Below are 14,189 nucleotides of genomic sequence, written 5' to 3' on the forward strand. Positions count from 1 at the left end.
GGTGACTAATTTTGTCAATTTATAACTTGACTCATTTTGTCGGGAACCCCTATCCACGGCGCGAAATGGAACAGGGACCGCAAACATGACCTTTACCCGTCTGCTTGGCGCCACGGCGCTGGCCATCCTGCCGACACTGGTGCTGGCCGATCCGATCACCGTCACCGATATCACCGGGCGAGACGTCACGCTGGACGGCCCAGCCGACCGCGTCATCCTTGGCGAGGGGCGGCAGATCTTCTTTGCCGCCGTGCTGGATGGCGAAGATCCCTTCCAGCGCGTGGTCGGCTGGCGCGATGACCTGCTGCAGGCAGCCCCCGAAAGCTATGCGCTCTACGCAGAGAAGTTCCCGCAACTGGACGAGATCCCGACCTTCGGCGGCTTCAAGGATGGCACGTTCGACATCGAACAGGCGGTCGCCCTGGACCCCGACGTGTTGATCCTGAACCTCGAGGCCAAGGCGGCCACGGATGAGGCGGATTACGAGGAAAAGCTGGCCAAGGTCGGCATCCCGATCGTCTACGTGGACTTCCGTGAAAAGCCGTTCGAACACACCGCCAAGTCCATGCAGATCATCGGGCAACTGTTCGGCAAGGCAGACCGCGCGGCAGAGTTCAACGCCTTCTACGAGGAACAGCTTGCCCGCGTGACCGATGTGATCGACGCGACCACGGACCTCGATCGCCCGCTGGTCTTTGTCGAACGCGCCGGCGGCTATTCCGAAGACTGCTGCATGTCTTTCGGCAATGGCAACTTCGGCACCTTCGTCGAGCTGGCCGGGGGCGAGAACATGGCCAAGCCGTTCATTCCCGGCACCTTCGGCACGATCAACGCCGAACAGCTGATCGCCTCGGACCCCGACCAGATCGTGGTGACGGGCGGCAACTGGGACGCCTATGTGCCCGGCGGCGACTGGATCGGCGTCGGACCGGGATCGGATGAGGCAGAGGCCCGGGCCAAGCTGGCCGCCCTGATGGAGCGCCCCGGTTTTACCGGCGTGAAAGCTGTGGAGAACGGGCAGGTCCACGCGATCTGGCACCAGTTCTACAACAATCCCTACAGTTTCATCGCCGTGCAGCGGCTGGCCACCTGGATGCACCCCGACCTGTTCCCCGATCTCGACCCGGAGGCGACGCTGGTCGAACTGCATGACCGATTCCTGCCGGTGGACTACCACCCCGGCTACTGGGTCTCGCTGGACGCGGCCACGAACTGATCTGACGGGGCGGTCATGGTGCCGCCCCCCTTTGCCCCGGAGGCCTCATGGCTGCGCTGACTTCGAATACCCCCACCTATGCCTCCGCCTATCGCGGCCTTGTCGCGCGGCGGATCGCGATCCTGTTGGGGTTGGCCCTGCTGCTGGTGCTGTCGGTGGCGGTCGACGTGTCGCTGGGGCCGGCGCGCTATCCGCTGGGGGAGGTGCTGCAGACGATCTATTCGCCGGCGACAGCCGATCTGCAGATACGGGTGGTGATCTGGGACATTCGCATGCCGATGGCGCTGCTGGCGGTCACCGTCGGGGCCAGCCTCTCGCTGGCGGGCGCGCAGATGCAGACGATCCTTGCCAACCCGCTGGCAAGCCCCTTCACGTTGGGCCTGTCCGCCGCCGCAAGTTTTGGCGCGGCGCTGGCGATGGTGTTCGGGGTGGCGCTTTTCCCGGCGGCCATCGCGCTGATGGTGCCGATCAACGCTTTTGCCATGGCGATGGCGGCGTCGCTGCTGATTTTCGGCCTCAGCACGCTGCGCGGCGTGACGGTGGAAACCATCGTTCTGCTGGGCATCGCCCTGGTGTTCAGCTTCAACGCCGCGCTGGCCCTGCTGCAATACTTTGCCTCTGAACAGGCGCTGTCGGCGGTGGTCTTCTGGACCATGGGCAGCCTGACCAAGGCGACATGGGCCAAGGTCGCGGTCACCGCCGTGATCCTGTTGGTCTGCACGCCGCTGTTTGCCAGCCGCGCCTGGGCGCTGACCGCGATCCGACTGGGAGAGACCCGCGCCGCCGCGATGGGCGTGCCGGTGAAACGGCTGAGGCTCGAGGCGCTGTTCCTAGTCTCGCTGCTGGCCGCGGTGCCGGTCAGCTTTGTCGGTACGATCGGATTCATCGGCATCGTCGGCCCGCATGTCGCGAGGCTGCTGCTGGGCGAGGATCAGCGGTTCTTTCTGCCCGGAGCGATGTTGTCGGGGGCGGTGATCCTGTCCGCGACCTCGGTCCTGTCCAAGGCCATTTTGCCCGGCGCGGTCCTGCCCATCGGCATCATCACCGCCCTTGTCGGCGTGCCGTTCTTTGCCGCGCTGATCCTGACGAAAGGACGCAAATCATGGTAAGCCTCGCGCTCGACCAGGTCGGCGCGCGCTATGGCCGCCACCAGATCCTGACCGGCGCCACGACGCCCCGGATCGAGGGCGGTAGCCTGACCGCCCTTGTCGGCGCCAACGCGGCGGGGAAATCGACCCTGTTCCGACGCATCGCCGGGCAGCTTCGCGGCAGCGGCGCCGTCCGCCTGACCGGCGCAGAGCAGAGCGACCTGCGCTACATGCCGCAGGACACCGCCATGAACGCTGCGCTGACCGTCTACGAATCCGTCATCCTCGCACTGAAACAGGATGGCGGGGGCTGGCGCCTGTCCTCAGCCGAACTTGCCGCCGTCGACGACGTGCTGCACCGCTTTGGTGTCGCGCATCTGGCGGACCGGCAATTGCCGGACCTGTCCGGTGGCCAGCGGCAGGCGGTCAGCATTGCCCAGACCCTGGTGACGCGGCCCAAGGTGGTGCTGATGGACGAGCCGACCTCGGCCCTGGATCTGTATCGCCAGTACGAGGTTCTCGAGGCGCTGCGTCGCTATGCGCAAGCGACGGGCGCGGTGGTGATCCTCGCCCTGCACGACCTCAACCAGGTGATGCGCGCCTGCACGACGGTGATGGCGCTGGCGGGCGGCCGCATCCTGGACACCGGCCCGACCTTGCAGGTGCTGACACCGGAACTGATCGCAAGGCTGTACGGCATTGACAGCCGCGTCGAGCGGTGTTCGCGCGGCTGCCCTATGATGATCGTGGACGGGCCCGCACACACCGCCACGCGGGAGGCAATCGCGTAAGGGTCGCGACCGTGCGGCCTGCCCGGCGGGATTTGCCCTGCCAGCCCATGCCTTCTTTGGTCGCATGCACGAGGCCGGTGAAGCCGCGACAAAAGCCGGTCGCGCTGCAGCAGCGGGTTCGCTCTGACGGTCGAGCACATCGGGAGCGGCCCGGACCTGCCCTTGGTCGAAGCGATTGCCCCGGCACCTGCCGGGGAAATCCTGTCATACATAGGTCACCGGCTCGGGATCGTCCCGCTTGACGGCAGTGCCGCGGGCAAGCCGGATGTCCTCGCTGGGCGCGCCGATGCGCTCTCCGTGTTCGCGGATGGCCTCGCGGTCGCTGGCCTCGTAGATGCAGACCGACCCGATGCGGCCGTCCTCCTCGGTCACGGCATAGCTGCGGATCCAGCGCAGCCGAGCCTTCATGGCCTCGCCGACCCGCAACGATTTCTCGTTGGTCGCCGCGAGTTCGTCCTCGTTCGACCAGATGCCGTGACGGCGGATGATGTAGAGATCCATCTTTGCCTCCTCTCTATCTGTTCACGACCAGAGAATGGGCCCGCTGCGGGCGAAATGGCACCGGGCGATGCGGACGGAAAGCGGCGGTTATCGTGCCAAACACGCGTGCGGCGCGTGAAATCCGCGGGCGAAAATGCCAGTATCGGGGGATGACGGAGAAGAGCGACAAGCTGGACGTCGCGGTCGTTCTCGTCAACGACGGATACGCGTCGACGGCCGTCGGCCCGATCGAGGTCTTCTCGGCCGCGGGAACCATGTGGAACGAGATGTGTGGCGATGACCCCGAACCGCGATTCAGGGTCACGACGGCGTCGATCGACGGGGCGCCGGTGCGCAGCGCCTATGGGCTGAACATCGCGCCCGATTGTGCACTTCCGGAACTGGGATCGCTCGACCTGGTGATGGTCTCGGCCTCGGGGCCGGTGCCGGACGACTGGATGGCGCGCCACGCCGCGATCCCGTCCTGGCTGGCCGAGCGGTATCGGACCGGCACGCGGATCGCCGGGGTCTGTTCCGGCGTTGCTTTCCTGGCCGAGGCGGGACTGCTTGCCGGTCGCACGGCCACGACACATTGGGGCGTCGCCGAGGGTTTCATGCAGCGATACCCCGATGTCGACTGGCAGACCGACCTGCTCATCACCGAGGATGCGGGCCTCTATTGCAGCGGCGGTGTCAACGCGGCCAGCGACCTCAGCCTGCATCTTGTCGAGCGTCTCTGCGGGCGCGACGTGGCGATCGAGTGCTCCAAGGCGCTGCTCCTCGACATGCCGCGGCCCAGCCAGTCCGGCTATGCCTTGCTGCCGCTGGCGCGGCCGCACGGCGACGACAAGATCAGGGAGGCCGAGCATCATCTGACGGCGCATTTCACCCGCGAGGTTCCCGTCGAGGAACTTGCCGAGGTTGCGGGTATGAGCCGGCGCAACCTCATGCGCAGGTTCAAGCAGGCGACGGGCCACATGCCGGGGGTCTATCAGCAGATGCTGCGTGTCTCGGCGGCGCGAAAGATGCTCGAGGACGGCGCGCCGTCGATCGAGCAGGTCGGGCTGTCGGTGGGATACGAGGATGTTGCCTTTTTCCGCCGCGTCTTCAAACGCCACTGTGGCGCCACGCCATCCGCCTATCGCGACCGGTTCCGCCCGGGCAGGGGGTAGGCCCGGCACCCTTGCGCATGGGAAGGGCCCCTCGCGAAGAGGAGCCCATTTGCGGCAAGGTTCAGGATTGCCAAGGGCGGGCGCTGTCAGGGATGGGCGCCCGGTGCTTCGAACAGGATCATCTCGACGCGCTCGTTGCCCGCGACCCAGGCGTCGTGACCGGGTGGGATCTCGAAGAAATCGCCTTTCGTGATCGGCGTTTCCTGTCCGCTTTCGACCATCCGGACGACAAGACGGCCGGACAGGCAGTAGCCGGTGTGGTGCATCGGGCAGGTATCGGGATGGCCGAGGAGCGGCTTTTCGTCCGCCTCCCAGGTCCAGCCGGGTTCGAACACGGCGTGCATGCCGGTCGATCCCTGTCCTGTCTTCACGATGTCGATGCCGCCACGGTCCTTCATGTCGAGCCGCTCGTCGGGGCGCTCGAAGCGGTGGGTTTCGATGGCGTTAGTCATGTCTTTCCTGCCTTTCGGAGGGCCGGTCGCGACGGACCGGCCTCGTTACATGTGTATGATTTCGGATTTCAGGGACTGGAGGATGTCCCCGACCTCGCCGCGTGTGCGCTGGTCGTAGTTCAGCGCCTCCATCGTCCCGAGGATGTCGTCGCAGGCGGCATCGTATTCCGCCGCGTCGATCTGCATGCTTCGATGCGCCTCGGCCATGCTGCGGCCCCGGTAGGTGTCGGGGCCGCCGCTGCCGGCGGCAAAGAAATCGCAGGTGTGCTGCTTGATCTCCTCGACCCGCTCCGGTTGGTCCGCATAGGGCGCGAACCGGTGCCCGATCAGCGGGTTGTCCATATGGGCCGCGACGGCACCGTCAACGATCCGGCGGATGCCGGCGGCGCCTCCGAGGCGCTCGTACAGCGTCACGGTTTGCAAGTCTGTGGCGACCTGGCTGGTCATGGCTGTTCCTTTCTGATCTGTCCGGGGACGTGTTCAGGCGGGTTGGGAGCGCGCCGCCCTGACGGCCTCTGCCGTCATCGGCTTGCCGCCGATGGCCCATTCGCCGCTGGCAATCTCGTGCACCCGGACCCAGGTGACGCCGCGCATGGCCTCGCCCTCGACGCCGACCATCGCTTCGGTCACGTCATGGATCATCCGCTGTTTCTGGTCGTCGTCAAAGACGCCCGCGATCAGTTCGATATCGACAAGGGGCATTGTCTTCTCCTTTCGTGCTGGTCGGATTTCCTGTGCCGGAACCAACCGGCATGGGCGCAAAATGCCAGCCAGCCCCGTGATCGCGCCAGTTCAGGAACTGAATCGCTGCCGGTACAGAGTCTGAACTGGCTTGGCACGGGGGGAATCTGTCATGATGCAGACCCGAGACCGAAAGGAGGTCTGCCATGACCAATGCGAGCTACAAGCAGTTCTGCCCGGTTGCGATGGCCGCCGAAGTGCTGTGCACCCGCTGGACGGTCGTGCTGTTGCGCGAACTGGTCGCCGGATCGACCCGGTTCAACGAGTTGCGGCGGGGCGTCCCGCGGATGTCTCCGGCGCTGCTGTCGAAACGCCTGAGCGAGCTGGAGGCGGCGGGCGTCGTGGAACGCAGGCGGTTGACCGACCCGCCGGACGTGGATGCCTACCGGCTGACCCAGGCCGGGAAGGACCTGCAGCCGGTGATCGAGGCGATCGGCATGTGGGGGCAGAAATGGGTCGAGACCGAGCCGTCGCTCGAGAACCTCGATCCGGAATTGCTCATGTGGGACATGCGCCGCAATCTCGACACGACGCCGGTGCCCGACCGGCGCGTGGTGATCGAGTTCATCTACCCCGAATTGCCCGAGGCACAGCGCAAGTGGTGGCTGATCGTGGAACCGGACCGGACCGTGGACCTTTGCCATATCGACCCCGGCTTTGACGTGGATCTTTATGCGACCGTCGATCTGCGGACGATGACGGAGATCTGGATGGGCCTGCGGTCTGTGGCCGATGCAGTGGACCGCGATGCGCTGCTGCTTGTGGGATCGTCCGAGCTGACGCGCTCGATGCAGACCTGGCTGGGCCTCAGCCCCTTCGCACAGCAGGAAAAGCTGGCAAGCTGATCGCCTTGCAAGGGGGGCCGGGTGCCTGCTGCATCGAGGCCGGGCGGATTGCCGGAAAGGCGATAGAACCTGCGTCCAAGAACGCGGCCTGACACCGATGATCATGTTGCGCCCGAGGGCGTGGGGCTGACCAGACACGGCCCGGCACCCGTTCGCCAAACTTTGTGAATATGGCCATGAAACCTGATTCCATTCAGCAAGTCGGCCCAATCAAACCCAAGAATGGCGGAAATTGTTCCTAATTTCCGCCAAATTTGACGAGCATCTTTCCCAAAGTCGAAGCCGTAGGTTTGGGAGAGGTTCCAATGCATTGTGCAATTGAGCGACGAAAGGCGGGTCGCACCCCACCTCCTATCCCTTCGGATAGGGATGGCGCGAACGAGTAGGTAAAACGCCCCGAACGGGACACCTGCAGTCCGTCCGCGGGGATGACCACCAGGCCATTCCCCGTGATAGACCCGCCAAGCGACTTTAATACCGGGTTAATCAACTATCGGTACAGTTTTAATCAACATTCGTGAAACGGCCTGTCGAAACGCCCGGTCTGTCGAACGAGGATGCACGGAGGCCAAGATCATGGCGAAGGCGAAGAAAGTACTTGTGATTGGTGGCGATGGTTTTTGCGGATGGCCGACGGCGCTGCACCTGTCCGAGCTGGGACATGATGTGGTGATCGCGGACAACCTGTCGCGCCGATCCATCGACGCAGAGCTTGGTGCGGAAAGCCTGACGCCCATCGCATCGATCGAGGAGCGGATCTCGGCGTGGAAGGACGTCTCTGGGAAAACCATCGGATTTGCCCAGATCGACGTCGCAAAGGATATCGCCGAACTGCGTGACCTGCTTGAAGAGATGCGTCCGGACACCGTCATTCACTTCGGCGAACAGCGCGCGGCCCCCTATTCGATGAAGGGGCTTGAGCAGAAGATCTACACCGTCGACAACAACATCAACGCGACCCACAACCTGCTGGCGGTCATCTCGGAAACCGGGATCGACCCGCATGTGGTCCACCTCGGGACGATGGGCGTCTACGGCTACGACGGCGACGGGCTGGAAATCCCCGAAGGCTATCTGACGGTTTTTGTTCCCGGCGAAGACAGGATGTTCAAACGCGATATCCTGTACCCGACGAACCCGGGCAGCGTCTACCACATGACCAAGTCGATGGATCAGCTGTTGTTCCAGTTCTATGCCAAGAACAACATGATGCGGGTCACCGATCTGCACCAGGGCATCGTCTGGGGTACGCAGACCGAGGAAACGCGCCGCGATGAACGCCTGATCAACCGCTTCGATTACGATGGGGATTACGGCACCGTTCTCAATCGTTTCCTGATGCAGGCCGCCGTGGGCCATCCGCTGACCGTGCATGGCACGGGCGGGCAAACCCGCGCCTTCATCCATATCCAGGACACCGTGCGCTGCGTCGCGCTGGCCGTTGCCAACCCGCCGGAGCGGACTGGCAAGGTCAAGATCCTGAACCAGATGACCGAAACGCATCGGGTGCGCGATCTTGCCTACCTGGTTGCCGATATTGCCGATGCCGAAGTCGCGCTTGTCGACAATCCGCGCAAGGAAGCCGCCGAGAACGAGCTGAAAGTGTCCAACGCCACCTTCCTTGACCTGGGGTTGAAGCCGATCACGCTGGCCGAAGGCTTGCTGGAGGAAACCGTGGGGATCGCGGCCAAATACGCGCATCGCTACAAGCCTGACACGGTGGCCTGCGTGTCGACCTGGACCGACCAGCAAAAGCCGGGCGTCGTACGCAAGAAACCCGCGCGGCAAGTCGCAGGCAAGGCCGCCTAATCACGAAATGGAACTATGACCAAGAAGGGCAGGGCGCGCATGGCTCACCTTGCCCCTCGTCATATGAGGAGTGCGGGTCATGCGTCTCGTCGGAATCCTAGCGACTTGTTTTATCCTGCTGGCGGCCCTGATCTACGGGTTTCAGCACCGCGATGAAATCGCCCTGCAATTTGCGGACCGCATCAAGGACATGATGCCGGCCGAGCTTGCCGTCGTGGATGCGCATGATCTGCCTGTCACCTCCGTGCCGACCGAGGTTGTCATGCCCATGCGCGAAGCAGGGCGGCTGAACGCCTTCACCGGATTTCCGGGCTATACGAAGGCGACCTTTGCCTTGCCGCGCAACAGCGTCCCGCAGTCGGGCGTGCTGGTGCTTGATCTCGATGGCGACCTGGAACCCGGTGCGCAGGGGACCCTGCGCATCACGGTCAACGGCGTGCGCCGCACCGAACTGGTTCTCGACGAAGGCCGTCTGCGTCGTCGCATCATGGTGCCTTTGAACATCCGCGACCTGTCCGGCCGCAACGTGGTCGTGGCGCTGTCGGCAGAGGGCCGCGCCCCGCAGGCCGAATGCTCGGCCGATTGGGCAGGCGGAGTCGTTGCCCAGGTCATGCCATCGTCGCATGTAAAACTCGTGGTGGACGCCCCCATCACCGATCCCGCCGACCTACTTTTGTCGAACATGGCGCCTTTGCGCCTTGAATGGCCCGCCGATCACAGGCTGCGGGCGCATGCCCTGAAGGCCGCGCATCTGCATTCGGTCAGACAGGGAGTGATCCTGTTCGCGGATGCAAACACAGGTGGGCTGACGCCGAACGAGGACCTGCTCAAGGTTCTCGAAGACCAGGCCGGCCAATTTCAGGACAGTGACGAGGACCCGCTTGATCTTGTCTCTGCGTTTGGGCGCAAGCGCTCTGTCTCGTTCGAGGGAGAGGCGCAATGGCGCGTCACATACGACCGGCGCCAGTTCCCCCGGGGCGCGGCGGCGTCGCAGCTGGATTTCGCCATGACCTACGACGCCGCAGGTGGCGCCAGCGGTTGGTTGCTGTCGGTCCGTTTGAATGATCGCCTGGTACATTCCGAAGAGCTGACCTCGGCCTCTGGCAGGGTGGCCCGCAGCATCCAGCTGCCGAGTGACGAACAGCAGATGATCAACGATGTGCGGGTCGTCCTGACCAGTGCCGAAAAGCGCGAAGGCCGGTGCTCGCCGGCGCGACCGGCCACCGCCGATATCGAAATCGCACGCCTGACCTTGGCCGAGCCGGAACCCGACACCCCCTGGGGGGATTTGCAAGCAGTCCTCTCGGGCGAGTTGCACGTCGAAGCACATTCACAGCTGGATGCCGTCGGCGCACAGTTGTCGCTGGATCTGATGAATTCGATCCTCGGGGGCGATGCACTGCTGCTCAACGCCGAGCTGTCTGATGCGACTTCGCTGCCGCTGGTCACCGCCGTGCCGATTAACGCCCTGCCGTCCTTCCTGCAGCAGGTGGATCACGGGACCAGCTGGATCGTGATGCCCGCCGTCGAGGATGAGCAGGAACTGACCATCGTGCGCGCCGCGAACGCGGATCAGGGTCTGTTTGCCTCTGCACCGCGTGCCGTTCTGGTGGTCCAGAAGCGTCCCCATTACTCCAGCGCGAAAGTTCAGTGATGACCGTTCCGGGTGAGCCCAAGGAGCCGGTTCAGGTCGGCCGCGCAGACGTTCAGTTCTGGTCGGTGGACAGCGCCCCTCGGCGTTTCGCCAGCAAGGTGCCGCAGCATACGGCACCGCTGATGCTTGGGTATTTCACGGTCGTCAGCCTGCTCCTGCTGTGGGCCATCAACGAGATTCCGGTGCTGAACGCCACCTTCCCGCACAACGACCTGATCTTTGCCCCGGCTCATGGAAGCCATGCCATTGCGGTGAGGATCTTTGTGATCTCCTTCCTGACGGCCTTTGCGCTGACCTGCGACCGTTCGGTGTTGCGGCGGGCGGGTGTCTTCCTAGACATGGTTTGCAGCTACGCGGCGCTTTGCCTGCTGATGGACGTCATGGCGCATGTGCTGCTCTGGCAGACCAATGTTGTCCTGTCCCTGCACATCATCGAAATCGCTTCTGGTCTTGGCGGCTTTGCGATCTTTTCGTTCAAGCTGCTTGAACGCGGTGAAATGCCGTCGCGCATTCGGCTGCAGATCAACACGCACAAGACCCGTAGCATCGCGCTCCGCCTGATCGTGGTGATCATGGTGGCGGCGGGCATCGCGTGGTACGTGGCGTCTCTGGATCTTTGGTTGGAACAGGCGCTCCGCCGTATCACCCTGCTTGGGGGCATCGGGCCGGGTGTCTTCCTTTTCCTGCCCACGTTCTTCATGCTGTTGTACCTCGGCGCCCGGGTCGAAGCGCGGATGGCGCCATTGGCCGAGTTTGCCCCGGACCTGACCATCTTTGTGCCTGCCCACAACGAGGAATACATCATCGCCGATACGATCCGCGCGATGGATGTCGCGGCGGAACGCTATGACGGGCAGGTCAAGCTTCTGGTGATGAACAACAACTCCTCGGACGACACGGCGCGTGTTGCATTGGGGGCCCTTGCCGCCTGCAGCGCCTTGAAGGGCGAGGTGATCGATGTGCCCAAGCCTGGAAAGGCCAATGCGCTGAATGCCGGGCTCGACGCGGTCGAAACCGAATTTTGCGTGCGCGTGGATGCCGACACCCAGCTGGGGCCGGAGTCGCTGCGACAGGCGATGCGCCATTTCGCGGACCCGCAGGTTGGCGTGGTCGGCGGGGTCCCCCTGCCGCCGGGCGGAGGGCTCTTTGACCGCGCGCGCTTCCTGGAGGTCGCGGTCAAACACGCCTTCTATTCGGTCGCTTTCGGAACCATCGACTCCGTTGTTGGTATTCCCGGCATGTTCTCGGTCTACCGCACCGAACTGCCTCGGCAGCTTGGCGGGTTCGTCGAGGGCATGAACGGCGAAGATACCGACATTTCCTTGCGCGCCGGAGAGATGGGCTATCGCTTGGTCGTCGATCCCAAGGTTCAGTACATTTCCGAGGTGCCGGCGACCTACAAGCATATGCGCGAACAGCGGACGCGCTGGTTTCGTTCGACGTTCCACATCTCGTCGCGTTGCCGGGACCTGATCTTCTCTCGGCATGCAACGGTGCGTGGCAAGGTGGTTCTGCCCTACATGCTGATCAATTCCGCCCGCCGCGCGATGATGGTCCCGTTGCTGTTGTTCGGGCTGATCGAATACGTCACCGCCTTCAACGCCTTCAACACGCTGCTCTGGCAATCCGTCATTGCCTTGACGGTCGGAGCGCCCGCGCTGATGGCGATGTTTTGTGCGCTGCTGATGAAGTCACCCAAGGCCGTTTTCTACCTTCCCGAATACCTCGTGTTTCGAGTGATGCGCGCCTACTTCACGCTGGAGTCGATGCTTTCGATCAACATCAGGGCATATGGCGAACATCCCTATTCACGCAGTGCGCTGTCACGCCCGGCGCCTCCTTCGGTCCGGATCGCCTGAACCGGACTACTTGAGGCCGAACGGAGCGTAGTTCGCCAAGGCGGCGGTTACGGCACGGATCGTATCCGTCTTGCGCGGACCTTCATGGCATTGCGGCAGGATCCCCTGATCCTGGCAAAAGCGCTGATGCGCGGCGATGGTCGATTTCGTCAGCCAGCCGTTTATCCTGCCGTGATAGTAGCCCTGCATCCGCAATTCCCTTTGCAGGATGCGGACATAGGCATTCGGCGAGATGCGATAGGCCGTCAGGGCTGCGCGCGGAAAGTGCTCTCGCGGGGTGGTGGCGATGATGCGGTCGGCTTCACGGAAAAAGGAGCGGGGCGAGGTGTCCGCAGCCAGGAACATCCGTTCCGAGGCAAGTATACGGTCGCGAATGCCGTCGACCTCGATCAAGGCCGTGCGTCGGGCACGGATCGCCCGGCTGTACCGTTCCGCCTTGGTCAGGTAGACCAGCGCGGCCTCGGCCGACGGTCCATCTCCAAGCAGCCCGTCGCGTTCGACCTGCTCGACCAGGCGGGGAGGGGCCGGAAGCGGCAGCCGGTTCCAATTGAACCGCAAGAGCAGGGGGCGCGCCGCTTTGTCGTCGCCCCGGTCGATCAGGTCCATCAGTATTTCCAGGCCGCGCTGCGGATTCGAATTCTTGCCAAGTTGCTTGTCGACATGCGCCAGACCCAGCTGCCGCTCGGCCCCGGGCATGTCTTCTGCAATGGCGCGCTGCAACAGGTCGAAAGCTGTCGCGCCATTGCCCAGCGCTGCCTCGGTCCGGGCAAGCGGTGCCCATGCGTAGGGCCGCCCCTTGGCGATCGCCCTTTCATACCAGAGCTTTGCGGCAGGCAGATCGACCGCGGTGCCAATGCCTTGGCGAAAGAAGGTCCCGACCTGCTGTAGTGCCTTGGGCTCTCCGGTTTCGGCCAGCTTGATCATCTGTTCCAGAGCTTTCTCGGGCGCGGTGTCTACAAGCCCCATGATCTCGAGGAAGAGTTCATTGAACTCTTCCCTGTCGTAGGTTTTGGAACCCGGCGCGTCGGTCGAAGGCGCGCGTAGATGTTCCTTTGAAATGGTGTCCTGCGCGAGCAATGTCGCCGGGATGAGGGGCAACGAGAAGGTGCTTATGCCCACAAGCAGAAACGGGAGCAGTTTCATCTCAACACCGGAACGTTTGATGCACGGGCAGTGTACAATGACAGTCTACGGCGTTCCATCAAGGTGGCGCAATTCTCCGGAGAGAAATATTCGCAAATTGCCGGAGAAGATGGTCGTTGGTTCAACCAATGGGAGGACCCGCATTCCTGCAAGGCGGAGCCAGACGCTCAGGCGTTTCGCGCCGCATCCGTAACTGGCGCGGTTCACGCCTCCAGACAAAAGAACAAATGACAGGCGGTTAGGGGGCGGTGCCCCCTTGGCTTTGGGTCTCATCCGATCTCTTTGGCAGGGAGACGCCACGGGCAGGGCGTCAACCGGCGCGGGGGCCGTTGTAGTCGGTGTCCGAAACCTTTTCGAGCCAGTCGGCGGCGCTTCCGTCCTGTGCCTCCTGGATGGCGAGATGGGACATGGCGACCTCGGGGGCGGCGCCGTGCCAGTGTTTCTCATCCGGGGCAAACCAGACCGTGTCGCCGGGCCGCAATTCCTGCACCTGTTCGCCTTCCTTCTGCGCGAGGCAGAGGCCGGAGAGGATGTGCAGGGTCTGACCCAGGGGGTGGGTGTGCCAGGCGGTCCGGGCGCCCGGTTCGAACGTGACGATCAGAGCGTGCACACGGGCCGGATCGGGCGCGGCGATGACAGGGTCGAAACGGACGGTGCCGGTGAAATAGTCGGGGTTGGGGCTGACGGAAGGGCGGGAACCGGCGCGATGGATCTGCATGGTGGGCCTCCTGGCTGTTGGCGTCGCGCCCACCCTAGGCGATTCCGGGAGCAGGGGAAGCCCGGGCGATTGGCCTCGATCCTCGAGATCATCGCGGCGCAAGGCGCGGCATATAGGACAGGGGTTTCGATATGACGCTGTCGATTGTCATGTCGCGGAAACGAAAAACCGCCGTGGTGGCGTCCACGGCGGTTTTCCTGATCTGCTGTCGGGGGGGGGGG

Annotated in this window: 14 protein-coding genes; 8 read left to right on the plus strand and 6 right to left on the minus strand. The window is 63.7% G+C overall.

Features of this window, described 5'->3' with window-relative positions; translation table 11 throughout:
* Positions 1-85: 85 nt before the first annotated feature.
* Genes RBB42_RS08410 through RBB42_RS08420 form a run of 3 tightly spaced genes read left to right on the plus strand, consistent with a single transcriptional unit; the run spans position 86 to position 3,095 of the window.
* Positions 86-1,216: an ABC transporter substrate-binding protein gene (locus RBB42_RS08410; protein ID WP_305969480.1), complete on the plus strand. Its 1,131-nt coding sequence runs from the start codon at positions 86-88 to the stop codon at positions 1,214-1,216.
* Positions 1,217-1,263: 47 nt separating this feature from the next.
* Positions 1,264-2,325 (plus strand): FecCD family ABC transporter permease, encoded by a 1,062-nt coding sequence (locus tag RBB42_RS08415; protein WP_305969481.1) that lies wholly within the window; start codon positions 1,264-1,266, stop codon positions 2,323-2,325.
* Positions 2,319-3,095: an ABC transporter ATP-binding protein gene (locus RBB42_RS08420; protein ID WP_305969482.1), complete on the plus strand. Its 777-nt coding sequence runs from the start codon at positions 2,319-2,321 to the stop codon at positions 3,093-3,095. Before RBB42_RS08415 ends, RBB42_RS08420 begins: the two co-directional genes overlap by 7 nt.
* A 204-nt stretch (positions 3,096-3,299) precedes the next feature.
* Here RBB42_RS08420 and RBB42_RS08425 read toward each other — a convergent pair whose 3' ends face one another.
* Complete coding sequence (locus tag RBB42_RS08425) at positions 3,300-3,596, minus strand: nickel-binding protein (protein ID WP_305969483.1); 297 nt, start codon at positions 3,594-3,596, stop codon at positions 3,300-3,302.
* Between the two features lie 149 nt (positions 3,597-3,745).
* Between RBB42_RS08425 and RBB42_RS08430 the strand changes: the two genes are divergently transcribed.
* Entirely contained in the window at positions 3,746-4,747 is a 1,002-nt protein-coding gene (locus RBB42_RS08430; protein ID WP_305969484.1) for a GlxA family transcriptional regulator, read from the plus strand.
* Between the two features lie 86 nt (positions 4,748-4,833).
* On the opposite strand, the gene RBB42_RS08435 is transcribed toward RBB42_RS08430, so the two are convergent.
* Genes RBB42_RS08435 through RBB42_RS08445 form a run of 3 tightly spaced genes read right to left on the minus strand, consistent with a single transcriptional unit; the run spans position 4,834 to position 5,901 of the window.
* Positions 4,834-5,199, minus strand: a complete 366-nt coding sequence (locus tag RBB42_RS08435; protein WP_305969485.1) for a cupin domain-containing protein — start codon at positions 5,197-5,199, stop codon at positions 4,834-4,836.
* Between the two features lie 45 nt (positions 5,200-5,244).
* Positions 5,245-5,646 carry a group I truncated hemoglobin gene (locus RBB42_RS08440; protein ID WP_305969486.1) on the minus strand — a complete coding sequence of 134 codons (402 nt, stop codon included), beginning with the start codon at positions 5,644-5,646 and terminating at the stop codon, positions 5,245-5,247.
* A 33-nt stretch (positions 5,647-5,679) separates the two neighbouring features.
* On the minus strand, positions 5,680-5,901 hold the full coding sequence (locus tag RBB42_RS08445) for a tautomerase family protein (protein ID WP_305969487.1): 222 nt from the start codon (positions 5,899-5,901) through the stop codon (positions 5,680-5,682).
* A 185-nt stretch (positions 5,902-6,086) separates the two neighbouring features.
* On the opposite strand from RBB42_RS08445, the gene RBB42_RS08450 reads away from it, so the two are divergent.
* The 4 genes from RBB42_RS08450 to RBB42_RS08465 all read left to right on the plus strand — a co-directional run bounded on the left by RBB42_RS08450 (position 6,087) and on the right by RBB42_RS08465 (position 12,107).
* Positions 6,087-6,785 carry a winged helix-turn-helix transcriptional regulator gene (locus RBB42_RS08450; protein ID WP_305969488.1) on the plus strand — a complete coding sequence of 233 codons (699 nt, stop codon included), beginning with the start codon at positions 6,087-6,089 and terminating at the stop codon, positions 6,783-6,785.
* A 576-nt stretch (positions 6,786-7,361) separates the two neighbouring features.
* The gene (locus tag RBB42_RS08455; protein WP_305969489.1) at positions 7,362-8,594 is read left to right on the plus strand and encodes an NAD-dependent epimerase/dehydratase family protein; all 1,233 of its coding nucleotides are present in this window, start codon (positions 7,362-7,364) and stop codon (positions 8,592-8,594) included.
* 79 nt (positions 8,595-8,673) lie between these two features.
* The gene (locus tag RBB42_RS08460; protein ID WP_305969490.1) at positions 8,674-10,248 is read left to right on the plus strand and encodes a hypothetical protein; all 1,575 of its coding nucleotides are present in this window, start codon (positions 8,674-8,676) and stop codon (positions 10,246-10,248) included.
* Positions 10,248-12,107 carry a glycosyltransferase family 2 protein gene (locus tag RBB42_RS08465; protein ID WP_305969491.1) on the plus strand — a complete coding sequence of 620 codons (1,860 nt, stop codon included), beginning with the start codon at positions 10,248-10,250 and terminating at the stop codon, positions 12,105-12,107. The genes RBB42_RS08460 and RBB42_RS08465 overlap by 1 nt, the downstream gene beginning before the upstream one ends.
* 6 nt (positions 12,108-12,113) lie before the next feature.
* On the opposite strand, the gene RBB42_RS08470 is transcribed toward RBB42_RS08465, so the two are convergent.
* A complete protein-coding gene (locus RBB42_RS08470) occupies positions 12,114-13,250 on the minus strand; it encodes a tetratricopeptide repeat protein (protein ID WP_305969492.1) in 1,137 nt (378 codons plus the stop codon).
* Positions 13,251-13,560: 310 nt separating this feature from the next.
* The gene (locus RBB42_RS08475) at positions 13,561-13,968 is read right to left on the minus strand and encodes a (R)-mandelonitrile lyase (protein WP_305969493.1); all 408 of its coding nucleotides are present in this window, start codon (positions 13,966-13,968) and stop codon (positions 13,561-13,563) included.
* Between the last annotated feature and the right edge of the window lie 221 nt (positions 13,969-14,189).

Origin of the sequence: Mameliella sp. MMSF_3455 (assembly GCF_030733205.1) — a bacterium.
Classification (GTDB): Bacteria; Pseudomonadota; Alphaproteobacteria; order Rhodobacterales; family Rhodobacteraceae; genus Antarctobacter.